This is a genomic window from Stenotrophomonas sp. 1278, assembly GCF_029892765.1.
Lineage (GTDB): Bacteria > Pseudomonadota > Gammaproteobacteria > Xanthomonadales > Xanthomonadaceae > Stenotrophomonas > Stenotrophomonas indicatrix.
Map to the genome: position 1 here is coordinate 1 of NZ_JARXWD010000040.1, position 21393 is coordinate 21393.

General features: G+C 67.3%; 15 protein-coding genes. 10 read left to right on the plus strand and 5 right to left on the minus strand.

All coding sequences use genetic code 11. The annotated features are described in order from the left end of the window. Nucleotides 1-385 precede the first annotated feature (385 nt). From M2299_RS20050 to M2299_RS20060, 3 genes are all read left to right on the plus strand, one after another. Nucleotides 386-1807 (plus strand): DEAD/DEAH box helicase, encoded by a 1422-nt coding sequence (locus tag M2299_RS20050; RefSeq protein WP_280884889.1) that lies wholly within the window; start codon nt 386-388, stop codon nt 1805-1807. 231 nt (nt 1808-2038) lie between these two features. After that, nucleotides 2039-2662: a hypothetical protein gene (locus M2299_RS20055; RefSeq protein WP_059065899.1), complete on the plus strand. Its 624-nt coding sequence runs from the start codon at nt 2039-2041 to the stop codon at nt 2660-2662. Nucleotides 2663-2754: 92 nt separating this feature from the next. Further along, nucleotides 2755-3378, plus strand: coding sequence for a hypothetical protein (locus M2299_RS20060; RefSeq protein WP_280884890.1), 624 nt, complete (start codon nt 2755-2757; stop codon nt 3376-3378). Nucleotides 3379-3626: 248 nt separating this feature from the next. Here the strand turns inward: M2299_RS20060 and M2299_RS20065 are convergent, their stop codons facing one another. Both M2299_RS20065 and M2299_RS20070 read right to left on the minus strand, forming a co-directional pair. Next, complete coding sequence (locus M2299_RS20065) at nt 3627-6221, minus strand: M14 family zinc carboxypeptidase (RefSeq protein WP_280884891.1); 2595 nt, start codon at nt 6219-6221, stop codon at nt 3627-3629. 64 nt (nt 6222-6285) lie between these two features. Continuing rightward, nucleotides 6286-8925, minus strand: a complete 2640-nt coding sequence (locus M2299_RS20070; protein ID WP_280884892.1) for a TonB-dependent receptor — start codon at nt 8923-8925, stop codon at nt 6286-6288. Between the two features lie 195 nt (nt 8926-9120). On the opposite strand from M2299_RS20070, the gene queD reads away from it, so the two are divergent. Further along, complete coding sequence (queD, locus tag M2299_RS20075) at nt 9121-9483, plus strand: 6-carboxytetrahydropterin synthase QueD (RefSeq protein WP_025878441.1); 363 nt, start codon at nt 9121-9123, stop codon at nt 9481-9483. 589 nt (nt 9484-10072) lie between these two features. Here queD and asnB read toward each other — a convergent pair. Further along, a complete protein-coding gene (gene asnB / locus M2299_RS20080) occupies nt 10073-11974 on the minus strand; it encodes an asparagine synthase (glutamine-hydrolyzing) (RefSeq protein ID WP_099782711.1) in 1902 nt (633 codons plus the stop codon). A 345-nt stretch (nt 11975-12319) separates the two neighbouring features. On the opposite strand from asnB, the gene M2299_RS20085 reads away from it, so the two are divergent. Both M2299_RS20085 and M2299_RS20090 read left to right on the plus strand, forming a co-directional pair. After that, entirely contained in the window at nt 12320-13009 is a 690-nt protein-coding gene (locus M2299_RS20085) for a winged helix-turn-helix domain-containing protein (RefSeq protein WP_025878439.1), read from the plus strand. Beyond that, the gene (locus M2299_RS20090) at nt 13006-14349 is read left to right on the plus strand and encodes an ATP-binding protein (protein WP_099782709.1); all 1344 of its coding nucleotides are present in this window, start codon (nt 13006-13008) and stop codon (nt 14347-14349) included. Before M2299_RS20085 ends, M2299_RS20090 begins: the two co-directional genes overlap by 4 nt. On the opposite strand, the gene M2299_RS20095 is transcribed toward M2299_RS20090, so the two are convergent. Continuing rightward, entirely contained in the window at nt 14346-15818 is a 1473-nt protein-coding gene (locus M2299_RS20095) for a HAMP domain-containing sensor histidine kinase (protein ID WP_180831591.1), read from the minus strand. The two genes, M2299_RS20090 and M2299_RS20095, sit on opposite strands and share 4 nt — an antisense overlap. Beyond that, nucleotides 15815-16534, minus strand: a complete 720-nt coding sequence (locus M2299_RS20100; protein ID WP_032976390.1) for a response regulator transcription factor — start codon at nt 16532-16534, stop codon at nt 15815-15817. Before M2299_RS20100 ends, M2299_RS20095 begins: the two co-directional genes overlap by 4 nt. Before the next feature lie 144 nt (nt 16535-16678). Between M2299_RS20100 and msrB the strand changes: the two genes are divergently transcribed. The 4 genes from msrB to M2299_RS20120 all read left to right on the plus strand — a co-directional run bounded on the left by msrB (nt 16679) and on the right by M2299_RS20120 (nt 21390). Further along, the gene (gene msrB, locus M2299_RS20105) at nt 16679-17254 is read left to right on the plus strand and encodes a peptide-methionine (R)-S-oxide reductase MsrB (RefSeq protein ID WP_099782705.1); all 576 of its coding nucleotides are present in this window, start codon (nt 16679-16681) and stop codon (nt 17252-17254) included. Between the two features lie 2 nt (nt 17255-17256). Then, nucleotides 17257-19020, plus strand: a complete 1764-nt coding sequence (locus tag M2299_RS20110; RefSeq protein ID WP_025878434.1) for a cytochrome c biogenesis protein DipZ — start codon at nt 17257-17259, stop codon at nt 19018-19020. Nucleotides 19021-19034: 14 nt separating this feature from the next. Next, entirely contained in the window at nt 19035-19772 is a 738-nt protein-coding gene (gene msrA, locus M2299_RS20115; protein ID WP_059065885.1) for a peptide-methionine (S)-S-oxide reductase MsrA, read from the plus strand. Nucleotides 19773-19941: 169 nt separating this feature from the next. Next, a complete protein-coding gene (locus M2299_RS20120) occupies nt 19942-21390 on the plus strand; it encodes a PLP-dependent aminotransferase family protein (protein ID WP_280884893.1) in 1449 nt (482 codons plus the stop codon). Nucleotides 21391-21393 lie beyond the last annotated feature (3 nt).

The following is a 21393-nucleotide window of genomic DNA, read 5'->3' on the forward strand; positions in this document are numbered from 1 at the left end:
ACGGCGTCCCCCGCAACCGGACCCACCCCGCCATCCCACCGATACCCCGCTTTTGACGTTGACGTTGATTCGGCGGGTGCAGGGCGCAGCCCTGCCGAACCCCCAACCTGAACAGCCTGTTTTGCGTCAGGTCTCATCCTTCCGTTAGACTATGCGGGTCTGCAGCGGCCGTCCGTTTCCCTCCGGGATCGCCGGCGACCGGGGTTCGCCCCATCGCCCGCCCCCACTCCGACGCCGTTCGTCACGCATTCCAGCCTGCGCTTCGCGTTGGCTGCACCCAATTCTCGCAGCGCGGTTCACGGGAACGCTCCGAGTCAGCCGATCAGTTTGATCTGCCCCCGTCTGTCCGTTCGGACAGGCGTTAACTGTACTTGGAGCAATCTCGATGTCTTTTGAATCCCTGGGCCTTGCGCCCTTCCTGCTGCGTGCGCTCGCCGAGCAGGGCTACGAAACCCCGACCCCGATCCAGCAGCAGGCGATCCCGCTGGTGCTGGCCGGTCGCGACCTGCTGGCCGGCGCACAGACCGGTACCGGCAAGACCGCCGCGTTCGGCCTGCCGCTGCTGCAGCACCTGGGCACCGCTTCGCAGGAAGTGCGCACCGGCCCGCGCAAGCCGCGCGCGCTGATCCTGGCACCGACCCGCGAACTGGCCACCCAGGTGCATGACAGCCTGCGCGGTTACAGCAAGTACCTGCGCATCCCCAGCGCCTGCATCTACGGCGGTGTCGGCATGGGCAACCAGCTGGACATCCTGCGTCGTGGCGTGGACCTGCTGGTGGCCTGCCCGGGCCGCCTGATCGACCACCTGGAGCGTCGCAGCATCGACCTGTCCGGCATTGAACTGCTGGTGCTGGACGAAGCCGACCGCATGCTGGACATGGGCTTCCTGCCCTCGATCAAGCGCATCCTGGCCAAGCTGCCCAAGCAGAACCGCCAGACCCTGCTGTTCTCGGCCACCTTCGAGGACAACATCCGCCAGTTGGCGCTGGAATTCATGCGCAACCCGGAACAGATCCAGGTCACGCCGAAGAACACCGTCGCCGAGACCATCACCCACAAGGTGCATCCGGTCGATGGCAGCCGCAAGCGCGACCTGCTGCTGCACCTGCTGGCGCAGGACAGCCGCGAGCAGACCCTGGTGTTTGCCCGCACCAAGCACGGCAGCGACAAGCTGGCCGCGTTCCTGGAAAAGTCCGGCATCAAGACCGCGGCGATCCACGGCAACAAGAGCCAGGGCCAGCGCCTGCGTGCGCTCGGCGACTTCAAGGCTGGCCGTGTCACCGTGCTGGTGGCCACCGATATCGCCGCGCGCGGCATCGACATCAACGAGCTGCCGAAGGTGATCAACTTCGATCTGCCGATGGTGGCCGAAGACTACGTGCACCGTATTGGCCGTACCGGCCGCAACGGTGCGACCGGTGAAGCGATTTCGCTGGTGGCGCAGGATGAAGTGAAGCTGCTGCGCGCGATCGTGCGCCTGCTCGGCCGTGACATGGACATCCGCGATGTGCCGGGCTTCGAGCTGCAGACGCCGATCCGCTGGGGCAACAGTGCTCCGGGCAAGGCCGAGGCCGATACCGGCGAGCGCGTGCCGCGCAAGACCCACGCGCGCCGTCCGCACGGCGATGCGCCGCGTCATGCCCATGCAGGCCCGAAGAAGGCCGGCGGTGGCCGCCGCGAGGGCGCCGGCAACGGCCAGCAGCGCGCAGGCGCAGGTGCCGGTCAGGGCCAGCGTCGCGGTGGCGGTGCCAATACTGGTGGCGGTCGTGGCCGCGGCCAGGGTGGCGGTGGCGGTCGCGTCGGCTGATTGCCGGAGCCCTGCAATGCACAGCGGGACGCGGCGAAAGCTGCGTCCCTTTTTTTTGAGCTCCGTGTGCATCGCGCTTCCTGAATGGCTCGATACCCACCACTCCCGCGCCGCAGCGCAACGTTCTCGCCGCGTGAAATTTGGCTAGACTCGGGCGGCGACATGACGTCGCAGCCGGTCCGCGTCCATGCACGCCCCGGCCTGGACCGCTACACCAAAAGGACACGCATGATGCGCAAGATTTTCCTGGTCTCCACGTTGCTGCTCGGCGCTCCGCTGACGGCCATCGCAGGCGACGGCATGAGCTACACCTACGTGGAAGGTGGCTGGAACCAGCTGCAGATGAGCTCCAGCGCCCTCAAGGATCCAAAGGCCGATGGCGGCTATGTTCGTGGCTCGTTCGCCATTGCCGAACAGGTCAACGTGTTCGGTGGCTGGTCCCGCGTGACCGACACCAGCCGCTACGCCTATTCCAGCGTGAAGACCACACTCGACCAGCCCCATCTGGGCATCGGCTACCACATGCCGATAAGCGACCGGCTGGACTTCACCGCAGACCTGGCGTGGAACCGACGCTCGGGCAAAAGTGAGGTCCACTCTGACGGCGCGAGCTACACCAGCAAGACCTCGGTCAACACCGCCGTGGGTAACTTCGGCCTGCGCGGCAAGCCGTCGGCAAAGACCGAAGCGTGGCTCAAAGCGGGCTACATCGACGGCAACAACCACTTTGACGGCACCTGGACGGGCACCATCGGTGGCCAGGTCAGCTTCAACCGCACCTGGGGGGTGGTTGCCGAAGGCCAGTTCTACGATGACTTCGCCGAGTACCGCGTCGGCGTTCGCGCAAGCTTCTGATCGAATGCCGCGACCTCCAGGCCCCTGCACGGCCCCGTGCTGTGGCACGGGCCGGCGTTGCTCCGCACCCTCGCACCACAAGGACTTGAACGATGCGCAATATGCTTCTGGCAACCAGCCTGTTGCTTGCAACGCCCCTGCTGGCGTCGGCCAGCGACGAGCTCAGCTACACCTACGTGGAGGGCGGCTGGAACCGGCTGCAGCTGGATGCCGGCAGCGCAGGTGACTTCACCATGGATGGTGGCTATGTGCGGGGTTCGTTCGCGGTCACACCGCAGTTCCATGTGATCGTCGGCGCGTCACACCTCAGCGGAAGCGACACTGCAGGCGCTACGCGGGTGAAGACCACCCTCGACGTTCCGTACCTGGGCCTGGGATATCACGCGCCGATCAGCGACGGCGTGGACTTCACAAGCGAGTTCGCCTGGAACCACCGTTCAGCGAAGTCGGACTATGGCGTCGGCGATCAGAGGTTCCGCCAGACGTCCCGGTTCAATGAGGTGCTGGGCATGGTGGGTGTGCGCGGCAGGTTGACCGGCAACCTCGAAGGCTGGCTCAAAGGCGGCTACGCCAATGGCGGCGACGGACAGGACGCCCGCTGGTATGGCGTGGTGGGTGGGCAGTTGAACATCACCGATACCTGGGGCGTTGTACTGGAAGGCCAGTTCGACAAGGACACATCCGAGTACAGGGCCGGCGTACGCGCCAGCTTCTAGCGGCTTTTCCTGCTGCGCAAGGGGTTTTACCGGGGACGACGCCGAGGCGTCGTCCCCTTTTTGATGTTGGCCACCGTGTGGGTTCCAGCGCTTGCGGATGGTTGTGCATAGCCGTTGGTGAGCGGCGGCGGCGGTACAAAGCACGCTGCAAATACATCCATGCAGGCGCGTAGGCGCCTTGCTCGCGTGCGCAGTCCTGCGCAACCATTCGTGCTCCCAATTCCGGAGTCAGCTCGGCGCGCAACGCCTCAACCCCGCGCTTTCGCCGGATTCACCAGATTCCCGAAGAAGATCGCGTTGATCAGCATCCGATCAGTGCCATGCCAGTACTTGCGATGCGCCGGATCATCAGCAAACAGGATCACGTTGCCCTGCCCCTGCGCTGACACCAGCAGCCACGCGCTGCCCGCTACGCGACTGCGGTTGCGCTCGGACAGATACCCGTTCACCCGCGGTGTGTCGTCGATCCGCACCACCGTGGAAAACCCGTTCGTGCTCGGCTGCAGGATGACCGTGTTCTCCTTGTTGATCGCCAGTTGCCGGCGCGGCACGCCGAACGCCAAAGGATGACTGGGGTCGACGTCGGCGCTGAGGATGTTGCCGCTGACACGCTCGATCGCGGCGATATCGCGCTGGTCACCGAAGGCGCGGCGCGCGGTGTCTGTTGCTTCCTCGTCCTTGCCCAGCTTCTCGCCGTCGGCAAGTTTCTGTTCGATCGCCCACTTCGACGCGCTGCCATAGGTGACCAGTGACCCACCGGCCTGGATCCAGCGCTTCAATGCCGCTACCGCGCCCGCGTCGATGCCGGCATAGGTGCCGCCGGACAGCACGATCGTGGTGTAGCGGTCCAGCGGTACCTTGCCCAACTGCTGCGGGTCCAGCTTGCTGGCCGGCAGGCGCAGCTGCTGGTCGAGCAGGAACCAGGCCGAACCGATTTCGGTGGCTGCCACGCCCTCGCCCATCACCAGCGCGACGGCGGGCTTGCGCAGTGCCTTGACGCCGTCACTGCCAAGGTCGATGCCATCGCGGCTGCGACCGCTGGCCAGCGCATGCACCTGCACACCGGCGGCCCGCGCGGCGGCGGCGACCGCCTCCTGCAACGCCGCACCCTGCAGCGGCTGCCCGGACACCGGTACCACGATGCTGCCCCCGGCAAAGGCCACCTCACCTTGTGCGGTGGCCGCGGTGAACGGCTGGAAGGTGGCACGCGTGGACAAGCCCTTGGCCTGCAGGGCGGCCAGTGCGCGGCCCGCGTTGTAGTCGCGCCAGTCGATCACGTAGGCGAAGCCCGCTTCACCGCCGGTCAGCCCGCCCTGCACTGCGGGAACCTCGACCACGCGGGCGCCGCCATCGATGCGGCTGCGGCTGCCGGCAAAAGCCACGCCGTAGGCCGGGGCGATCGCGTAGCTGGTGCTGCCGTAGAACACGTCGCCCTTGATCGGCGGGGTCTCGGCGAAGATCGAATGGACCAGGCGGAACTGCGCCTGCTGCACCGGCACCACGTAGGCGCTGCCCGCTTCGAAACGCTGGCCATCTACGCTGACAGCGCGGTCCAGTGCATGCACTTCAATCCTGTGCAGCAACAGCAGTTCCAGCAGGCGTCGGGTCAATGCCGGATCATGCGCGTCGCCGAACACGAAGCTCTTCACCGGCTGTTGTGCGGCCTGCTTCAGCGCGCTCTGGAAGAAACTCTTCTGCAGATCGAACAGCGCGCTGCGCTCGGTCACCGCACCGCGCACCGTACCCAACCCGGTGGCAACCTGGTTGCGGATGGTGAACGGGAACGTCAGCAGGCCATTCACCGATTCCTGCACGCGACCGCGCGAACTGGCCTGCTCCACCGTGACGCCGACCGCGCCGTGGAAATCCGGATAGGTCGAGCCGTACACGGGCGAGAAATTGTCGAAGTTCTCACCGGTGTAGTACAGCGAACCCAGCGCATCGAGCGCCTGGGCGTGGTACTTGGCCAGGGTCTTGTTGAACTCGTACGATGCTGCCGGGATCAACGGACTATGCATGCTCTTCGGCGATGGCTCGAAGTAGTACGTGCTGTCCTTGCCCATTTCGTGGAAGTCGATCTGCACGTTCGGGTACCACTGGTGGAACTGCGCCACCTTCGGCCGCGAATCCTGCTGTGTCAGTGCCAGCCAATCGCGGTTGAGATCGGTGAAGTAGTGGTTGGTACGGCCCTGCGGGAACGGTTCGACGTGTTCCTTGTCGGCCGGATCGGCCGAGGCCGGATCGGACGCCCAGGCGTTGTGCCAGTTGGCGGCGCGATCGCGGCCGTCGGGATTCTGCGCCGGGTCGAACAGCACCACTGCCTGCTGCAGCCACCGCTGCGTTTCCGCGCTGCGGTTGGCCACCAGGTAGTAGGCGGTCAGCATCGCCGCTTCGCCGCTGGAGGTCTCGTTGCCGTGCACGCTGTAGCCCAGCCACACCACCACCGGGCTGTCACCGGCAGCGCTGCGCGGCTGCGCCGGATCGGCCAGGGTCGCGTGCTGCTGGCGGATCTGTTCCAGCCGCGCGTGGTTGCCTGCAGCAGTGACCGTGGCGATCAGCAGCGGTCGGCCCTCATAGCTGCGGCCGATCTCGCGCACGCTGATCTTGTCCGAGTGCTTGGCCAGCTCCTGGAAGTAAGCCACCAGCTGGTCATGGCGGGTGTAGCGGCTGCCGATCGGATAGCCGAGGAACTGCTCCGGCGTGGGAATGGCGGTATCGAATGCCGCGGCATCGGTGGTCTGCGGGAAGAAATAGCCGCTCTGCGCATGTACCGCCGGCGGCAACGATACGGCGGTGGCGACGGCGAACAACAACGGGAAAACGGCACGGCGGTGGAAGGACACGGTGACTCCCCTGGAACATGGCAACACGGCCGGCCACACAGGGTGGCCGGCCGCGGCGGGTGGATCAGAAGCGGTAGTCGAAGCCCAGCGTGAAGTAGCGGCCACGCAGGTCGTACTGGCTGAAGTCGTACGGCGCGCGGATGCCCGGGAACGAGGCATCGTACGGCGGCGTCTTGTCACCCAGGTTCTGCACCTTGGCGTACACGGTCAGGTTCTCGATGCCGGTGTAGCCCAGGTAGAGATCGAACTGGTTGTAGGCGTCGACGCGGCTCTGCACCGCAGCTGCAGCGGTGCTGGCCTTCTGGTCGTAGCCACTGGTGTAGTACCAGGTCACCGCGGCGGTGTAGTCGCTGTACTTCCAGTCCAGGGTGGTGGTGGCCTTGTTCTTCGGCAGGGTGGCGCCGAGATTGCTGCCGGCATAGTCCACCAGCGGGCCACCGACCACGGTCGGGCGCCGGTAGTCGCGTACGTGGGTGTAGGCCGAGGTCACGGTGAAGTCACCGAAGGCGGTGGTCGGGATGCGCTGGCGCAGCTCGACGTCGATGCCCGAGGTCTTCAGCTCGCTCAGGTTCTGGTAACGGTTGTAGACCGCCTGCAGCTTGCCGCGCTCATCGCGCTGCACGGCACCGGCGACGTTGTCGTTGACCAGGGTCTGGGTGTTGTTGGTACCGACCAGGTTGTCCAGCTGGATACGGTAATAGTCGATGCTCAGGTTGGTGTTCGCCCATGGCGACAGCACCACGCCGAAGTTCACGCTCTTGGTGCGCTCCGGCTTCAGGTCGCTGTTGCCGACGGTGAAGAAGGTCGGGTTCTGCCGCGAGCCCGGCACGTCCGGATCACGCGGATCGACCACGCTGCCGTAGGCGATGCTGGTGCTGTTGGAGTTCTCCGACAGCGACGGTGCACGGAAGCCCTTCGACGCGGAGGCACGCACCAGCAGGAAATCCAGCGGCTGCCAGCGCAGGCCGAGCTTGGGCGAGAACGCGTCGCCGAAATCGTCGTAATGATCGGCGCGGGCGGCGGCGGACAGTTCCAGGGTCGAGGCCAGCGGCACGTTGACCTCGGCGTAGGCGGCGCTGACCTTGCGCTCGCCATGCACTTCGGCGATTGCCGGGCGCACCTGCAGGCCGGCATCGATCTGCCACGGGTTGTTCGAATCAAGCTTTTCGCGGCGCCATTCGGCACCGGCGGCGAAACCGATGTCGCCGGCCCAGGTGTGGCCGAGACTGCCGGAGATCTTCGCATCGATGCCCTGCAGCACCGACTCGGCCGGACGCAGGGTGGCGATGTTGATCGAATCGCGCACCGACTGCGGCGTCGCGGCCGGGTTCAGCAGGTTGTAGCTGCCGGTGGCCAGTGCATTGGCCAGTGCCCAGCGGTTGGCGAAGCCGCCGGAGACGGTTTCGCGCTCGCTGCTGCGCGCGCCGAACGCGGCCACTTCCCAGTCCCACTTCTCGGTGTTGCCACGCAGCCCGAACACACCGCGATAGGCGGTGGACCGGTTGGTCTTGATGGTGCCGCCGAGGTCGAAGAAGGTGTATTCGATGGGGATCGCGCGGCCGTACGGGTTGTACGGGTTGCTGGCCGGCAGGTTGGACGACACCGGCTCGGCCAGGCCGGTCTGCGCGTTCAGTGCGAAGCGACCGCTTTCCAGGGTGAAGAACGGGCTGCTGCCGAACCAGGCAGCACTCTTGATCTGGCTGTACAGCACTTCGCCGAACGCTTCGACGTTGTCGCCGAGGCGGAACGTGCCGTTGGCGTAGGCCTGGTAGCGCTTGGTGGAGGGAATCAGGGTGGTGTACGGGGCCTGGTTGAAGCCGCAGGTATCACCGGCCAGGCCGTCGATCGGCGCGCTGGCCACGCGGGTGGTGCCGGTGGGGCAGTTGCCGTTGGCATCGAGCATCGGCACGGAGGTGCCATTGACCAGATAGCGTGCACCCTTGGCCGACCAGCCGTTCCAGCGGCCGCCGGGCTGGTCGCTGTAGATGCCGCTCTTGGTCAGGTTGCGCTCATCCTGGTCCAGTCGCTCGCGGTTGTAGCCCTGCAGGCTGAAAAGGATGTTGTAGCCGTCCTTGTCGATGTCGCCCAGGCCACCGACGAACTTCAGGTTCTGCTCGTGCAGGCCCCCCTGGTCGGCGCCGCCGAAGCTGCCGCCGATCTCGGCGCCTTCGAAGTTCTGCCGGGTGATGATGTTGACCACGCCGGCCACCGCATCGCTGCCGTACACCGCCGATGCACCGTCCTTGAGCACTTCGATGCGTTCGACGGCCACCAGCGGCAGCGCGTTGAGATCGACGAAGGTGTCCGACAGGCCGCCGGCCGGGAAGCCGTAGTTGGCAAGGCGGCGGCCGTTGAGCAGCACCAGCGTGTTCTTCTGCGAAAGACCGCGCAGGCCGATGCCGGCCGAGCCCGAGGCCCAACCGTTGTTGGTGGTCTCGTTGCTGGCGTTGCCGGTGTTGGCCGAGATCGAACGCAGCACATCGGCCACGGTGGCCTTGCCGGTCTGTTCCAGCTGCTGGCGGCCGATCACCTGCACCGGGTTGGAGGCTTCGGTATCGGCGCGTTTGATGTTGGAACCGGTGACGCGCACGGCAGCCAGGGTGCTGGCTTCGCCACTGGCGTCGGCGGTGATTTCGGCGGCGGCAGACAAAGGCGCGGCCAGAGCGACGGCCAGGGCCGCCACGAGCAGGGTGTGCTGGGGCATGACGATGTGGGGGAGGTAGTGGAAGGACGAGGTAAGTTCCGCATTAATCCATGCCTGGCCGGGGCGCGGCCAATAACATCTCTTCATACGGATATAAGAGAAACTATCATCTCTTCATCCGGATGGAAAGAATTTCTTCACGGGAAGGCAACGCAAAGCCGGGCTGATCGGCCGCCCGCGGCGTACAATCGCGCCATGGAAATCTTCAAAGTCTTCATGCTCGAGGCGGCGCACCGCCTCCCCAACGTGCCGCCGGGGCACAAGTGCGCGCGCCTGCACGGCCACTCCTTCCGGGTGGAACTGAAAGTCGAGGGCGAGCCGGGCGCGCAGACCGGCTGGATCATGGATTTCGGTGACGTGAAGGCGGCTTTCCAGCCGATCTACGACCGCCTGGACCACCATTACCTCAATGACATCCCCGGCCTGGAGAACCCGACCAGCGAAAACCTGGCCGTGTGGATCTGGAACGAGCTCAAGCCCACCCTGCCGGCATTGAGCGAGATCACCGTGCACGAAACCTGCACCTCGGGCTGCCGTTACCGCGGCCCCGCCGCCTGATCAACCCATTGATCTGAAAGGCCTCAAGGCGCCAGAGATGGCGCCTTCGTGATTTTTGTTGCATTGCCGCATGATCGGCGTATGCTGCATTGCATCAATGCAAATGCACGGCGGATGCGACTGGCAGGCAACAGCCACTGGCGCGACGCCCACGCTCATTGCATGGGTCCCTCCCCCCATGCAATCCGGACCCGGCAGATCCCTCCCTCTGCCGGGTCTTTTTTTGCCTGGCGCCTGGATTCCAGAGCGCTCCTTCGTCCGGGTCTCTGCGAGCTGGAGGGCCCCGCCGGGGCAGGTAGAGGTTTGGGCAAATGTCCCCCGGCGCCGGCCATTGGCCGTCACCTCCTCCTTTACTTTGCCCAGACCCCTACCTGCCCCGACGAGGCTCGGCTTACGGCACCAGTCGCGCAGATCGCTGCTTTCCTGAGGCCACCGAAGATCTCCCCACGCAGGGCGGAGGCCCTTGCGTGCGAAGTAAAGGGGGAGGCGGTGGCCGCAGGCCGGCGCCGGAGGACATTCGCACGCAAGGGCCTCCGCCCTGCGCTGCGCAGATGTGCCGCGCAGAATGGATCGGCCACGCAAGGAACGCTCAGCGCCCGCGATTGCCGTGCCAGTGCTGGTACCACGCCTGGAACATCAACACGTTCCACAGGTGCGTATGCCATTTGCGCTCGCCGCGCAGGAACGCCTCCCAGATCGCGCGCACGCGTACTGCATCGAAGCACCCCTGGTTGCGCAGCAGCTGCGGGTCGAGCAACGCTTCCGCCCAGTCGCGCAGCGGGCCGGCCAGCCAGCGTGCCATCGGTGGGCCGAAACCGCGCTTGGGGCGATAGACCAGCGGCGCGGGCAGGTAGCGCGCCAGCAGATGCTTGAGGATCCGCTTGTGCTCGCCGTCGTGATACTTCAAGTGCTGCGGCAGGCGCCAGGCCAGGCGTATGACCTCCATGTCCAGCAACGGCGAGCGCGTCTCCACGCCGGCCGCCATGCCGGCACGGTCGACCTTGGCAAGGATCCCCTCGGCCAGGTCCATGCGGAAATCCAGCAGCTGGATGCGCGCTTCCGCCGGCAGTGCGGTGTCCTGCTGCTGGAAGATCGTCGCCGGCTCGCGCGCCCCCAGTACCACCTGGGTCGGCTGCCGCCAGCGGGTGACGCGCTGCAGGTAATGCCCCTCCACGTCGTTGGCGGCCACCTCGGCCACCAGTGCGCGCCAACCGCCAAGCCGACCACGCTCGACGTTCAAGCGGCTGCTGCCACGCCGCGCAAGATCACGTACCCAGTCCGGCAGGCCACCGCACAGGCGCGCATTGCGCAGCGCGCGGCCATAGCTGGGGTGGCCGAAGAACAGCTCATCGCCGCCGTCGCCGGTCAGCGCCACCGGCTTGCGCGCGCCGAGCAGCTCGCTGGCCAGCAGGGTGGGCAGCTGCGAGGCATCGGCGAACGGTTCGCACCAGACCTGCGGCAAGCGTTGCAGCAGTTCCAGGCCCTGCCGGCTGTCCATCCTGTGCAGGTGGTGATGCACGCCCAGGTGCCGGGCCACCTGCGAGGCCCAGTCGCTCTCGTCGTGACCGGGGTCGTCGAAACCCACCGTCCATGCTTCCACCGGCAACGCCGACTGCGCCTGCATCATCGCCACCACCAGCGACGAATCGGTGCCACCGGACAGGAATGCACCGCAGGCCACGGGTGAATGCATGCGCGTGGCGATCGCCTGCTGCAGCACCACCTCCAACTGGTCGGTGGCCTGCTCCAGGCTGGGCGCCGGCTGCAACGGCTGCTGCAGCGCGGATTGCATCGCATCGCGCGCGCACCAGTAGCGATGGCCGCCCTGCGTGGCCTGCGTTGATCCGCCGGCGGCATGATCGTTGAGGTCCACGCGCAGCATCGCCCCGGCCACCAGCTTGTGGATGCCGCGATAGATGGTGTGCGGCGCCGGCACATAGTCATGGCGCAGCAGCAGGCTCAATGCATCCTGGTCGATGCTGGGAGCGAATCCGGCAAAGGCCTGCAGCGCCTTCAACTCCGAAGCGAACAGGAACTGGCCCTGGTACCAGCCGTAATACAACGGCCGTTCGCCGACCGGGTCGCGCGCCAGCCAGAGCTCATGTGCGTGGCGGTCCCAGACGCTGAACGCAAATGCCCCTTCGATGCGCGACAGCGCACGCTGCACGCCCCACTCGACGACGGCCTGCAGCAACAGGCGTGCATCGGTGCAGCTGCGTGGCAGGTCGCGCAGCTGCGACTGCAGGGCCGCGCGGTTGTAGATGCGGCCATCCAGGCACAGCACGTAGCGCCCGCAGCTGGAGCTGAGCGGCTGCAACGGCATGTCGGTCGGCGCACGGCAATGACCGAGGGCCAGCCCTGCGTCGGCATCGGTCCAGTAGCCGATGCGACCGCGGCCGCGCTGCTGCAGCGCCCGCAGCATCGGCGCCAGCTGCTGCAGCAGCTGCTCATCGTCGGCAGGCGGCAGCCAGGCCCCGACCACGCCGCTCATCGCTGGCCTCCATGGCAAGGGCATTCAAGGAAAAGCGCGGGGCAGGAGGCGGACGGCATGAGGGCGGCACGCGGATGGGGAGAGCTGCCATGCTCGGCCCCGCCGAGCGCCACGTCAGTCGTAGCGCTGTCAGCGACCGTCACCGCAGGCGCGGCTTGCGTAACGTTTTGTAACAACACGATGGCTGCCGTGCGGCCAAGTCGTTGCCCGGCCTGAGGCCCGGCCCGCGCGCCAGCAACCCCGGCTGAATGGCGCCCGCTCCCTGGACCCGAGCGGCCCGGCAGCTGGGATAGCATCGCCGCGCTCGTGCCACGGCGGTACGGAAGCACCCCGGAGGCCTTGTAGATGCTGGATATCGTACTGGTTGAAGACGACGCTCGGCTGGGCACGATGGTCAGCGACTACCTGAAGCGCCACGGTTACCAGGTCGCCCACGAACGCTGCGGCCAGCGCGCGATCGCCCGGATCCTCAGCGAGAAGCCGGCGCTGGTCCTGCTCGACATCGGTCTGCCGGGCCAGGATGGTTTCGAAGTGTGTCGGCAGATCCGGCCCCACTATGACGGGATCATCTGCGTGCTGAGCGCCCGCACCGACAACATCGACCAGGTGCTGGGGCTGGAGCTGGGCGCCGACGACTACATCGGCAAGCCGATCGAACCACGGGTGCTGCTGGCCCGGCTGCGCGCCCACCTGCGCCGCCACCGCCGGGTCGAGCCACGCGATGGCGCCCTGCGTTTCGGTGAACTGAGCATCGACCCGTCCACCCGCAACGTGCACCTGCAGGGCCGCCTGCTGGAGCTGACCACCGCCGAGTTCGACCTGCTGTTCCTGCTGGCCGGCAACGCGGGCCAGATCCTCGACCGCGATGCGCTGCTGCGTGGCCTGCGCGGCATCGCCTTCGATGGCCTGGATCGGTCGATCGACGCACGCATCTCGCGCCTGCGGCGCAAGCTCGGCGACAACCCGGAGCAGCCCGAGCGGATCAAGACCGTGCGCGGCCGTGGTTACCTGTTCAGCCGATCAGCATGGGGATGAAGCATCCGTCGTCGGCCATGCGTGGCCATGCCTTCCACTTCCTGCGCTACGGCATCGGTTTCCTCACCGCCCATCTGCTGCTGATCGTGCTCGGGCTGTGGGCCTGGGATGCGCTGCTGGAAGACCGCACCGAGGCCAGCCTGCAGGCGGAAATGCGCGGCCCGCACGCCATGCTGCAACATCGCTTCGCCGAAACGCCGCCGGCGCAGTGGCCAGCCCTGGCACAACAGTTGGACAGCGATTTCGCCTATCCGCTGCAGCTGATGCCGCTGACCGAAGCTGCCGCGATACTGCCGGCGAAACAGCGCACGGGCTTGCTCAACGGACACGTGCAGATCGAGCTGGACAGCATGCGCAGCCTGCAGCGCGTCGGCAACAGCAGCAGTGCGCTGATCCTGGGGCCGCTGGACCAGGCCCTGCCCGAAGAAGGCTGGCAGGACAGCGAAGCCTCCGGCGTGGCCATCATCCTGCTGATCCTGATGGTGGCGGTGGCATTGCCGATGTACGTGATGGTCTACCGGTTGTGGCGCGATGTCTCGCAGCTGGCGCAGACCGCACGACGGATGCGCGATGGCCAGCTCGACAGCCGGGCGCCACGCGCCGGTACCGCGCTGGTGCGGCCATTGGCTAAGGCGTTCAACCACATGGCCGAACAGCTGCAGCTGCTGCTGGACAGCCAGCGCGTGCTGGCCCAGGCGGTGGCGCACGAAGTACGCACACCGCTGGCACGCATGCGCTTCGGCCTGGCCGACCTGGAAGACACCGGACTGGACGACGCCCAGCGCGATGCGCTGTCCGGCCTGCGCATCGACATCGACCGGTTGCAGCACCTGACCGATGCGGGTGTCGAGTACGCCGCGCTCGGCCGCTGCCATCAGGTCACCCGCCAGCGCCTGCAACTGGCCGCGCTGGTACGCGGTGTGGTCGAGCAGTTCGCACCACTGACGATACCGGTGCAGCAGGACCTGTCACCGGCAGGGCTGGTCAACGTCAACCGGCACATGCTGGAACTGGCGCTGCGCAACCTGCTGGGCAACGCGCTGCGCTATGCGCGCCGGCAGATCCGCATCGTCAGCACGCTCAACGAGGGATGGCTGTGCCTGCAGGTGGAGGACGACGGCCCCGGTATCGCCGTCGAACTGCGCAGCCAGGTGCTGCAGCCCTACGTGCGGCTGGACCTGGCCAGCCCGGGCTTCGGGCTGGGCCTGGCGCTGGTGCAGGTGGTGGCGGACAAGCATCGCGGCCACGTGGAAGTGGCCGATTCGGTGCTCGGCGGTGCCTGCATCCGGCTGCTGCTGCCGATGGAAAGCGGTGTTCCGCCACCGGCAGACATCGTCTAGTTCGCCTCGGCATCGGCACGCGGCAAGGCGAACACGAACAGCGCGCCCTGTTCGCTGTCGCGCAGTTCGATACGGCGGCCATGCAACTGCACGATGCGCTGCACGATCAGCAGGCCGAGCCCGCCGTTCTCGCCACGCCGCGCGCCCAGTGCCGCCGGCGCCTGGAACAGTTGCCCGCGCAGCGCCGGCGGCACCCCGGGGCCATCGTCCTGTACCGCCACCTGCACACTGTCGGGCAGCGCCGACAGCTGCACCTGCACGCGGCCCCCGTCCGGCGCATGCCGCAGCGCGTTGTCGAGCAGATTGGTCAGCACGCGCTCCACAAGACCCAGGTCGGCGCGCACCAGCGGCAGGCCCGGCGGGAAATCAGCGTGCAGGCGCTGCCCACGTGCCTGCGCGGCCAGCTCGAACTTCTGCAGTACGTCCTGCAGCAGTTCCGGCAGCGCGAACACTTCCCACTCCAGCCGCACTTCACCGTGCTCCAGCCGCGCCAGTTCAAACAACGCCCGGGCCAGACGGCCGACCTTGGCGCTCTGCGCCAGCGCGATACCGAGATAGCGACGACGCTCCTGCGGCGACAGCGTGGCTTCTTTCAGCGCCAGCGTTTCCAGGTAACCGTGCAGCGAGGACAACGGCGTGCGCAGGTCGTGCGAGATGTTGGCCACCAGTTCGCGGCGCTGCAGGTCCTGCTGGCGAAGCTGCTGCCACTGCTCGCCCAGCCGCTGTGCCATCTGCGAATGGGCATGTTCGAGGATCTTCAGTTCATCGCGCTCGCCCGCGCGCAGCGGTACCGGCGCGGGCAGTGGCGTCGGAGCGTCGATGTCGAAGGCCTGTATGCGCCGGGTGACCTGGCGCAGGGGCCGGGTCACCCAGTAGAAGGCCACCAGGCCGGCAAGCAGGCCCAGCCCGCCGATCAACAGCACCGACCAGAGCGTGGTGTGCCATTGGCTGCCGGCGGCCAGATCGTCGGCCAGCATCTGCCGGTGTTCGCCCACCAGCACCACGTACACGTAACCCGCCTGCCGCCCCTGCACCACCAGCGGCGCGACACTGAACACCTTGCGACCATCCGTGCTGCGCGGATCGTCACCGAGGATCGGCAGCGGCGCACCGGACAGCAGGCGTCGCAGCGGTGCCACGTCCACCCGGCTGCGCACCAGGTGACCGCTGGGCGCATCGTGGCCGAGGATGCGACCCTGCTCATCCAGCAGGTACACCTCGACACTGGGGTTGACCGCCATCAGCTGGCCGAACAATGCGCGCACCGCTGCATCGCGCATGCCGCTGGTGTCCATCAGCTCGCTGCGCTGGGCGATGTGCTCGGCCAACCCAAGCGACAGGCGCTGCACCACTTCCTGCTCATGCCGGGTATTGGTGCGCATCTGCCAAGCCAGCAGCGCCATGCAGCACGTCAGCATCAGCGCCGACATCACCAGCGCCAGTTTCTGCCACAGGTTCGGCTTGATCATGTGGCCGCCCCGGCCGGGTCGACCAGTTTGTAACCGCGCCCCCACACCGTCAGCAGGCGCCGCGGGTTGCCCGGGTCGGTCTCGATCTTGCTGCGCAGGCGGTTGATGTGGGTGTTGACCGTGTGCTCGTAACCATCGTGCTGGTAGCCCCAGACCTGGTTGAGCAGTTCCATCCGCGCAAACACCTGGTCCGGGTGGCGGGCGAAGAACAGCAGCAGTTCGAACTCACGCGGGGTCAGTTCCAGTGCATTGCCATCGACGGCGGCAGTACGGGCGACCGGATCCAGCCGCAGCCCCCCGAGTTCGATCGCCCCGGCATCGATGCGCGCGTTCTGTGCCATCGCTTCGGCGCGGCGCAGCAGCGCACGCACGCGCGCCACCAGTTCCGGCATCGAGAACGGCTTGGCCAGGTAGTCGTCCGCGCCCAGTTCCAGGCCGACGATGCGCTGGGTTTCGCTGCCACGTGCGCTGATGATGATGATCGGCACGTAACGCGCCATCGCGCGTGCGCGCTGGCAGACCTGCAGGCCGTCCACGCCCGGCAGCATCACGTCCAGTACCAGTGCATCCCACGGACCTTCCTGTTCGATCAGGCGCAGGCCGGCATCGCCGCTGGCGGCGTGTGCGACTTCATAGCCCTCATCACCCAGGTGCATGCGCAGCAGGTCGGCGATATGGGCATCGTCTTCAACGATCAGGACACGTTTGGCGGACATCGGCAGCTTCGGGCCAGTGGGGAGGCTGCCCGCATTGTGGCGCGGGAGCGGCGTGGATACCTCACGAAAAATTGAATCCTGCGTGAGGATTCGTTGACCGGAGGGGGCGCAGCATGGCCCCGTCGCCCCTTCCCGGAGTCCACCATGTCCCTCACCCGCCGCCATCTGCTGGGCCTGGGCGGTGCTGTCACCGCCGCCGGCCTGCTGGGCCTGGGCGCGTGCAGCCGCGCGGCCCCGGCCGCTGCCGAGGCACGGCCTGCGCGACAGTTCGAGGTGGTCCGCAGCGATGCCGAGTGGCGCCGGCTGCTGAGCCCGGCGCAGTACGCCGTGCTGCGCCAGCAGGCCACCGAGCGCCCCTGGAGCAGCCCGCTGAACAAGGAACATCGGCAGGGCACGTTCGCCTGTGCCGGCTGTGCGTTGCCGCTGTTCTCTTCGTCCACCAAGTTCGAAAGCCACACCGGCTGGCCCAGCTTCTGGGCGCCGCTGCACAACGCCATCGGCGAGGACCGTGACACCACCTTCGGCATGTTGCGGGTGGAAGCACATTGCCGCCGCTGTGGCGGCCATCTCGGCCACGTGTTCAACGACGGCCCGCGGCCGACCGGACTGCGCTACTGCATGAACGGCGCCGCGATGGCGTTCATGCCCGGGACTGCGCAACAGGACGCCGCCGGCGACTGGCGCGTGCCGGTCGGTTCTTCCCCTGCTTCTGGAGCCTGATGATGCTGCTGTTGCTGCTTGCCTATCTCGGCGGCGTGCTGACCCTGCTCAGCCCGTGCATCCTGCCGGTGCTGCCGTTCGTGTTCGCACGCGCTGATCGTCCTTTCCTGCGCAGCACCCTGCCGCTGCTGCTGGGCATGGCACTGACCTTCACCGTGGTCGCCAGCCTTGCCGCGGTCGGCAGCCAGTGGGTGGCGCAGGCCAACCAGGTAGGCCGCTGGGTGGCACTGGTACTGATGGCGGTGTTCGCCATCGCGCTGCTGTGGCCGACCTTGGCCGACCACCTGCTGGCGCCGTTCCAGCGCATCGGTGCGCGCCTGAGCGCGCGTGCCGACGCCGCGGATGCGGCCGGCCGTGGCGGCGCCTGGACCTCGCTGCTGATCGGCATCGCCACTGGCCTGCTGTGGGCCCCCTGCGCCGGTCCGATTCTCGGCCTGGTGCTGACCGGTGCCGCCCTGAACGGCGCCAGTGTCGGCACCAGTTCGCTGTTGCTGGCCTACGCGCTGGGCGCCGTCACCGCACTGGCGCTGGCGGTGTGGGTGGGCGGCCGTGTGTTCCGCGCACTGCAGGCCCGGCTCGGCCTGGGCAATGTGGTGCGCCGGGTGCTCGGCGTGGCAGCGTTGCTGGCAGTGGTGGCGATCGGCCTGGGCTGGGACACCGGCCTGCTGACCCGCCTGTCCGCGGTCAGTACCGCACGCATCGAACAGGGCCTGCTGGATGCCGTGCCCGGCACGCAGCCGGCAGCACCACCGATGATGATGATGGCAGCCGGCCAGGCAGGCGCGCCGCTGCCGGTGGAAGGAACGCTGCCCACGCTGGACGGCGCCACCGGGTGGCTCAACAGCCCGCCGCTGAGCCGCGAGCAGCTGCATGGCAAGGTCGTGCTGATCGACTTCTGGACCTATTCCTGCATCAACTGCCTGCGTGCGATGCCGTTCGTGCACGAATGGGCGCAGCGCTACCGCGACCATGGCCTGGTTGTGATCGGCGTGCACACCCCGGAATTCGCGTTCGAGCGCGACCCGCGCAACGTGATGAAGGCCGTGCAGCAGCTGAAGGTCGAGTACCCGGTCGCACTCGACAACCAGTATGCGATCTGGCGCGCGTTCAACAACCGCTACTGGCCGGCGCACTACTTCGTCGATGCGCAGGGCAACATCCGCGGGCATCAGTTCGGCGAGGGCAACTACGCGCACTCCGAACAGGTGATCCGCCGCCTGCTGGTGGAAGCCGGGCAGACCGAGCTGCCGCCGCCTGCTGATCCGGCCGCGGCTGACCTGCAGGGCGTGGCCACGCAGGCCGACATGGGCAACCTGCGCTCGCCGGAAACCTACCTGGGCCACGCACGTGCCGAGCAGTTCGCCTCGCCGGGCGGGCAGCGCGCCGACGCAGCATTCGGCTACACGCTGCCGTCCACCCTGGCGCTGAACCAATGGGGCCTGTCTGGACAGTGGCGGGTCAACGATGAGGCTGCACAACTGCAGCAGGCCGGCGGCCGCATCGCGTTCCAGTTCCACGCCCGCGACCTGCATCTGGTGCTGGCACCGGGCGAGGACGGCAAGCCGGTGCGCTTCCGCGTGCTGCTCGATGGCAAGCCACTGCCTGCGGCCGATGCCGGCGCCGACGTGGCCGCCGATGGCACCGGCACCGTCAACGAGCACCGCCTGTACCAGCTGATCCGCCAGCGCGGCACGATCGGTCCGCATCGTTTCGAGATCGAATTCCTCGACGCAGGCGTGCAGGCCTACGCCTTCACCTTCGGTTGAACCGGGAGCACACGATGAAACTCTCCTTCGAACAGGGCATTGCCGCCGGCGTCGCCGGCCTGGTCGCCACCGCGCTGGTCGCGGGTGTGCTGCTGGTGGACCACAGCGCGATCGCCGCCCCGGCCGAGCCCACCGCACAGCTGCAGGCACTGCCTGCGCCCAGCGGTGATGCGGCGTTCCGCGATGACGCAAGCCACGCCAGCGTGGTCTTCGCCGGCGGTTGTTTCTGGGGCGTGCAGGGCGTGTTCCAGCACGTCAAAGGGGTGAGCAACGCGGTGTCCGGTTACATCGGAGGCAGTGCCGCCGACGCCCGCTATGAACGCGTCAGCGGTGGCCGCACCGGCCACGCCGAAGCGGTGAAGGTGGACTACGACCCACGCCAGGTCAGCTATGGACAGTTGATGCAGGTGTTTTTCTCGGTGGTGCACGACCCGACCCAGCTCAACCGCCAGGGGCCCGATCATGGCAGCCAGTACCGCTCGGCGATCTTCGTCGAAGACGCGCGCCAGCAGGCAGCAAGCCGTGCGTACATCGGCCAGCTCGGCCAGGCGGGGAGCTACCGCGCGCCGATCGTGACCCAGGTGAGCAGCGGCCAGCGCTTCTACCCGGCCGAGAGTTACCACCAGAACTACATGAGCAACTACCCGCAGGCCGCGTACATCCGCTACTACGACGCGCCCAAGCTGACCGCGCTGGGCAAGCAGTTCCCGGCGTTGTACCGCCGCGATCCCGCGTTGGTGCCGATGCGCTGACACCCCATGGTGGGGCCGGCCGCTGGCCACCACCACGGCATGAAAAAGACGCACGGCCACAGGGCCGTGCGCTTGGGAAGTATCGACCCGGCCCCGATCAGGCCCGGCCGACAACGACATGCTAGGCTCGTCAGCATCATGGGTACAGAACCAGATGTGGGCCAGGTCGATGGATACAGAAGACGCCACCACGATGATTCCTCCCCGCTACCAGCGGCTGTCGGACGAGCTGGCTGAAGCCATCCACGGCGGGCGCCTGCCGGTCGGCAGCCGGCTGCCGTCGCTGCGGCAGATGGCATCGCAGCGCCAGCTCAGCCTGAACACGGTGATCGCGGCCTACCGTCAGCTGGAAGACGCCGGTCTGGTCATTCCGCGGCCCAAGGCCGGCTTCGAAGTCGCGCCGCGACTGTCGGTTCCACAGCGCTCGCTGCGCGATGCGCCGTCGGCGCCCACCGCCCCGCTGCAGCAGGTGCTGATGGCGCGGGTGCTGGAAGCGCAGCGGCGCCCCGGCGTGATCGACCTCGCCTTTGCCGGCCCGCGTGGGCGCCAGTTCTACCCGGGTGCGCAGCTGGCCCGGCACACCGCGCAGGTACTGCGCCATGGCCAGCAGACCGTGGAGACCTACGCCCGTCCCAATGGTTCGCCACGCCTGCTGGCGCAGATCGTGCGGCGTGGCCCGCGGATGGGCCTGCATACCCACCCCGAACGCCTGCTGCTGACCCATGGTGCGATGGAAGCACTGCAACTGGCACTGCGTGCGGTCACCCAACCCGGCGATGCAGTCGGCATCGAAGCACCCTCGTACTTCAACCTGTATCCCCTGCTGACCACGCTGGGCCTGCAGCCGATCGAACTGCCCACCCATCCGCAGCGCGGCCTGGACGTGGATGCGCTGGAAGCGCTGCTGGAGCACACCCCTCTTGCGGCGCTGGTGGTGATGCCGACCGTGCACAACCCGCTGGGCTGCACGATGCCGATCGCCGACAAGCAGCGCCTGGCCGAGCTGGTCAACGCACGCCAGCTGCCGCTGATCGAAGACGCGGTGTATGCCGAACTGCAGTTCAGCGAGCCACCGGCGCCGTTGCTGAAGGCGTTCGACCGCGACGGTTGGGTGATGGTGGTCGGTGGATTCTCGAAGACGCTGGCACCGGACTACCGCATCGGCTGGCTCGATGGCGGCCGCTTCGCCGAACGCATCGCGCTGCTCAAATTCCAGTCCACCGGCGGCGAACCGCAGCTGCTCGGTGATGCGGTGGCGGCCTACCTGGAAGCGGGCAGCTACGAGCACCACCTGCATCGCATGCGCCGGTTGTACCGCGAACAGGTCGGTCGCCTGCGGCAACTGGTGGCCGAGCATTTCCCGGCCGGCACCTGCGCCACCGAGCCGCAGGGAGGATTCCTGCTGTGGCTGGAGCTGCCTGGCGTAGACACCCGGGAGCTGTTCGAGCGCGCATTGGCAGAGGACATCGTGTTCATGCCGGGCCAGGTGTATTCGCGTGGCGCGCGCTACCGGCATTGCCTGCGGTTGTCGTGCTGCCAGACCCTGGACGCGCACTTCATCGCTGCGGTGGAACGGCTGGGTGCGATCGCACGGGAGCTGGTGGCGGCAACACGGTAGTGC

What these genes read in the sequence shown, in the direction of transcription:
- asnB (WP_099782711.1), bottom strand. Translation starts at nt 11,974, where the DNA reads ATGAGCGGCGTGGTCGGGGCCTGGCTGCCGCCTGCCGACGATGAGCAG.
- msrA (WP_059065885.1), top strand. Translation starts at nt 19,035, where the DNA reads ATGAAACTCTCCTTCGAACAGGGCATTGCCGCCGGCGTCGCCGGCCTG.
- M2299_RS20050 (WP_280884889.1), top strand. Translation starts at nt 386, where the DNA reads ATGTCTTTTGAATCCCTGGGCCTTGCGCCCTTCCTGCTGCGTGCGCTC.
- M2299_RS20060 (WP_280884890.1), top strand. Translation starts at nt 2,755, where the DNA reads ATGCGCAATATGCTTCTGGCAACCAGCCTGTTGCTTGCAACGCCCCTG.
- msrB (WP_099782705.1), top strand. Translation starts at nt 16,679, where the DNA reads ATGTCCCTCACCCGCCGCCATCTGCTGGGCCTGGGCGGTGCTGTCACC.
- queD (WP_025878441.1), top strand. Translation starts at nt 9,121, where the DNA reads ATGGAAATCTTCAAAGTCTTCATGCTCGAGGCGGCGCACCGCCTCCCC.
- M2299_RS20110 (WP_025878434.1), top strand. Translation starts at nt 17,257, where the DNA reads ATGCTGCTGTTGCTGCTTGCCTATCTCGGCGGCGTGCTGACCCTGCTC.
- M2299_RS20070 (WP_280884892.1), bottom strand. Translation starts at nt 8,925, where the DNA reads ATGCCCCAGCACACCCTGCTCGTGGCGGCCCTGGCCGTCGCTCTGGCC.
- M2299_RS20100 (WP_032976390.1), bottom strand. Translation starts at nt 16,534, where the DNA reads ATGTCCGCCAAACGTGTCCTGATCGTTGAAGACGATGCCCATATCGCC.
- M2299_RS20120 (WP_280884893.1), top strand. Translation starts at nt 19,942, where the DNA reads ATGGATACAGAAGACGCCACCACGATGATTCCTCCCCGCTACCAGCGG.
- M2299_RS20055 (WP_059065899.1), top strand. Translation starts at nt 2,039, where the DNA reads ATGCGCAAGATTTTCCTGGTCTCCACGTTGCTGCTCGGCGCTCCGCTG.
- M2299_RS20095 (WP_180831591.1), bottom strand. Translation starts at nt 15,818, where the DNA reads ATGATCAAGCCGAACCTGTGGCAGAAACTGGCGCTGGTGATGTCGGCG.
- M2299_RS20090 (WP_099782709.1), top strand. Translation starts at nt 13,006, where the DNA reads ATGAAGCATCCGTCGTCGGCCATGCGTGGCCATGCCTTCCACTTCCTG.
- M2299_RS20085 (WP_025878439.1), top strand. Translation starts at nt 12,320, where the DNA reads ATGCTGGATATCGTACTGGTTGAAGACGACGCTCGGCTGGGCACGATG.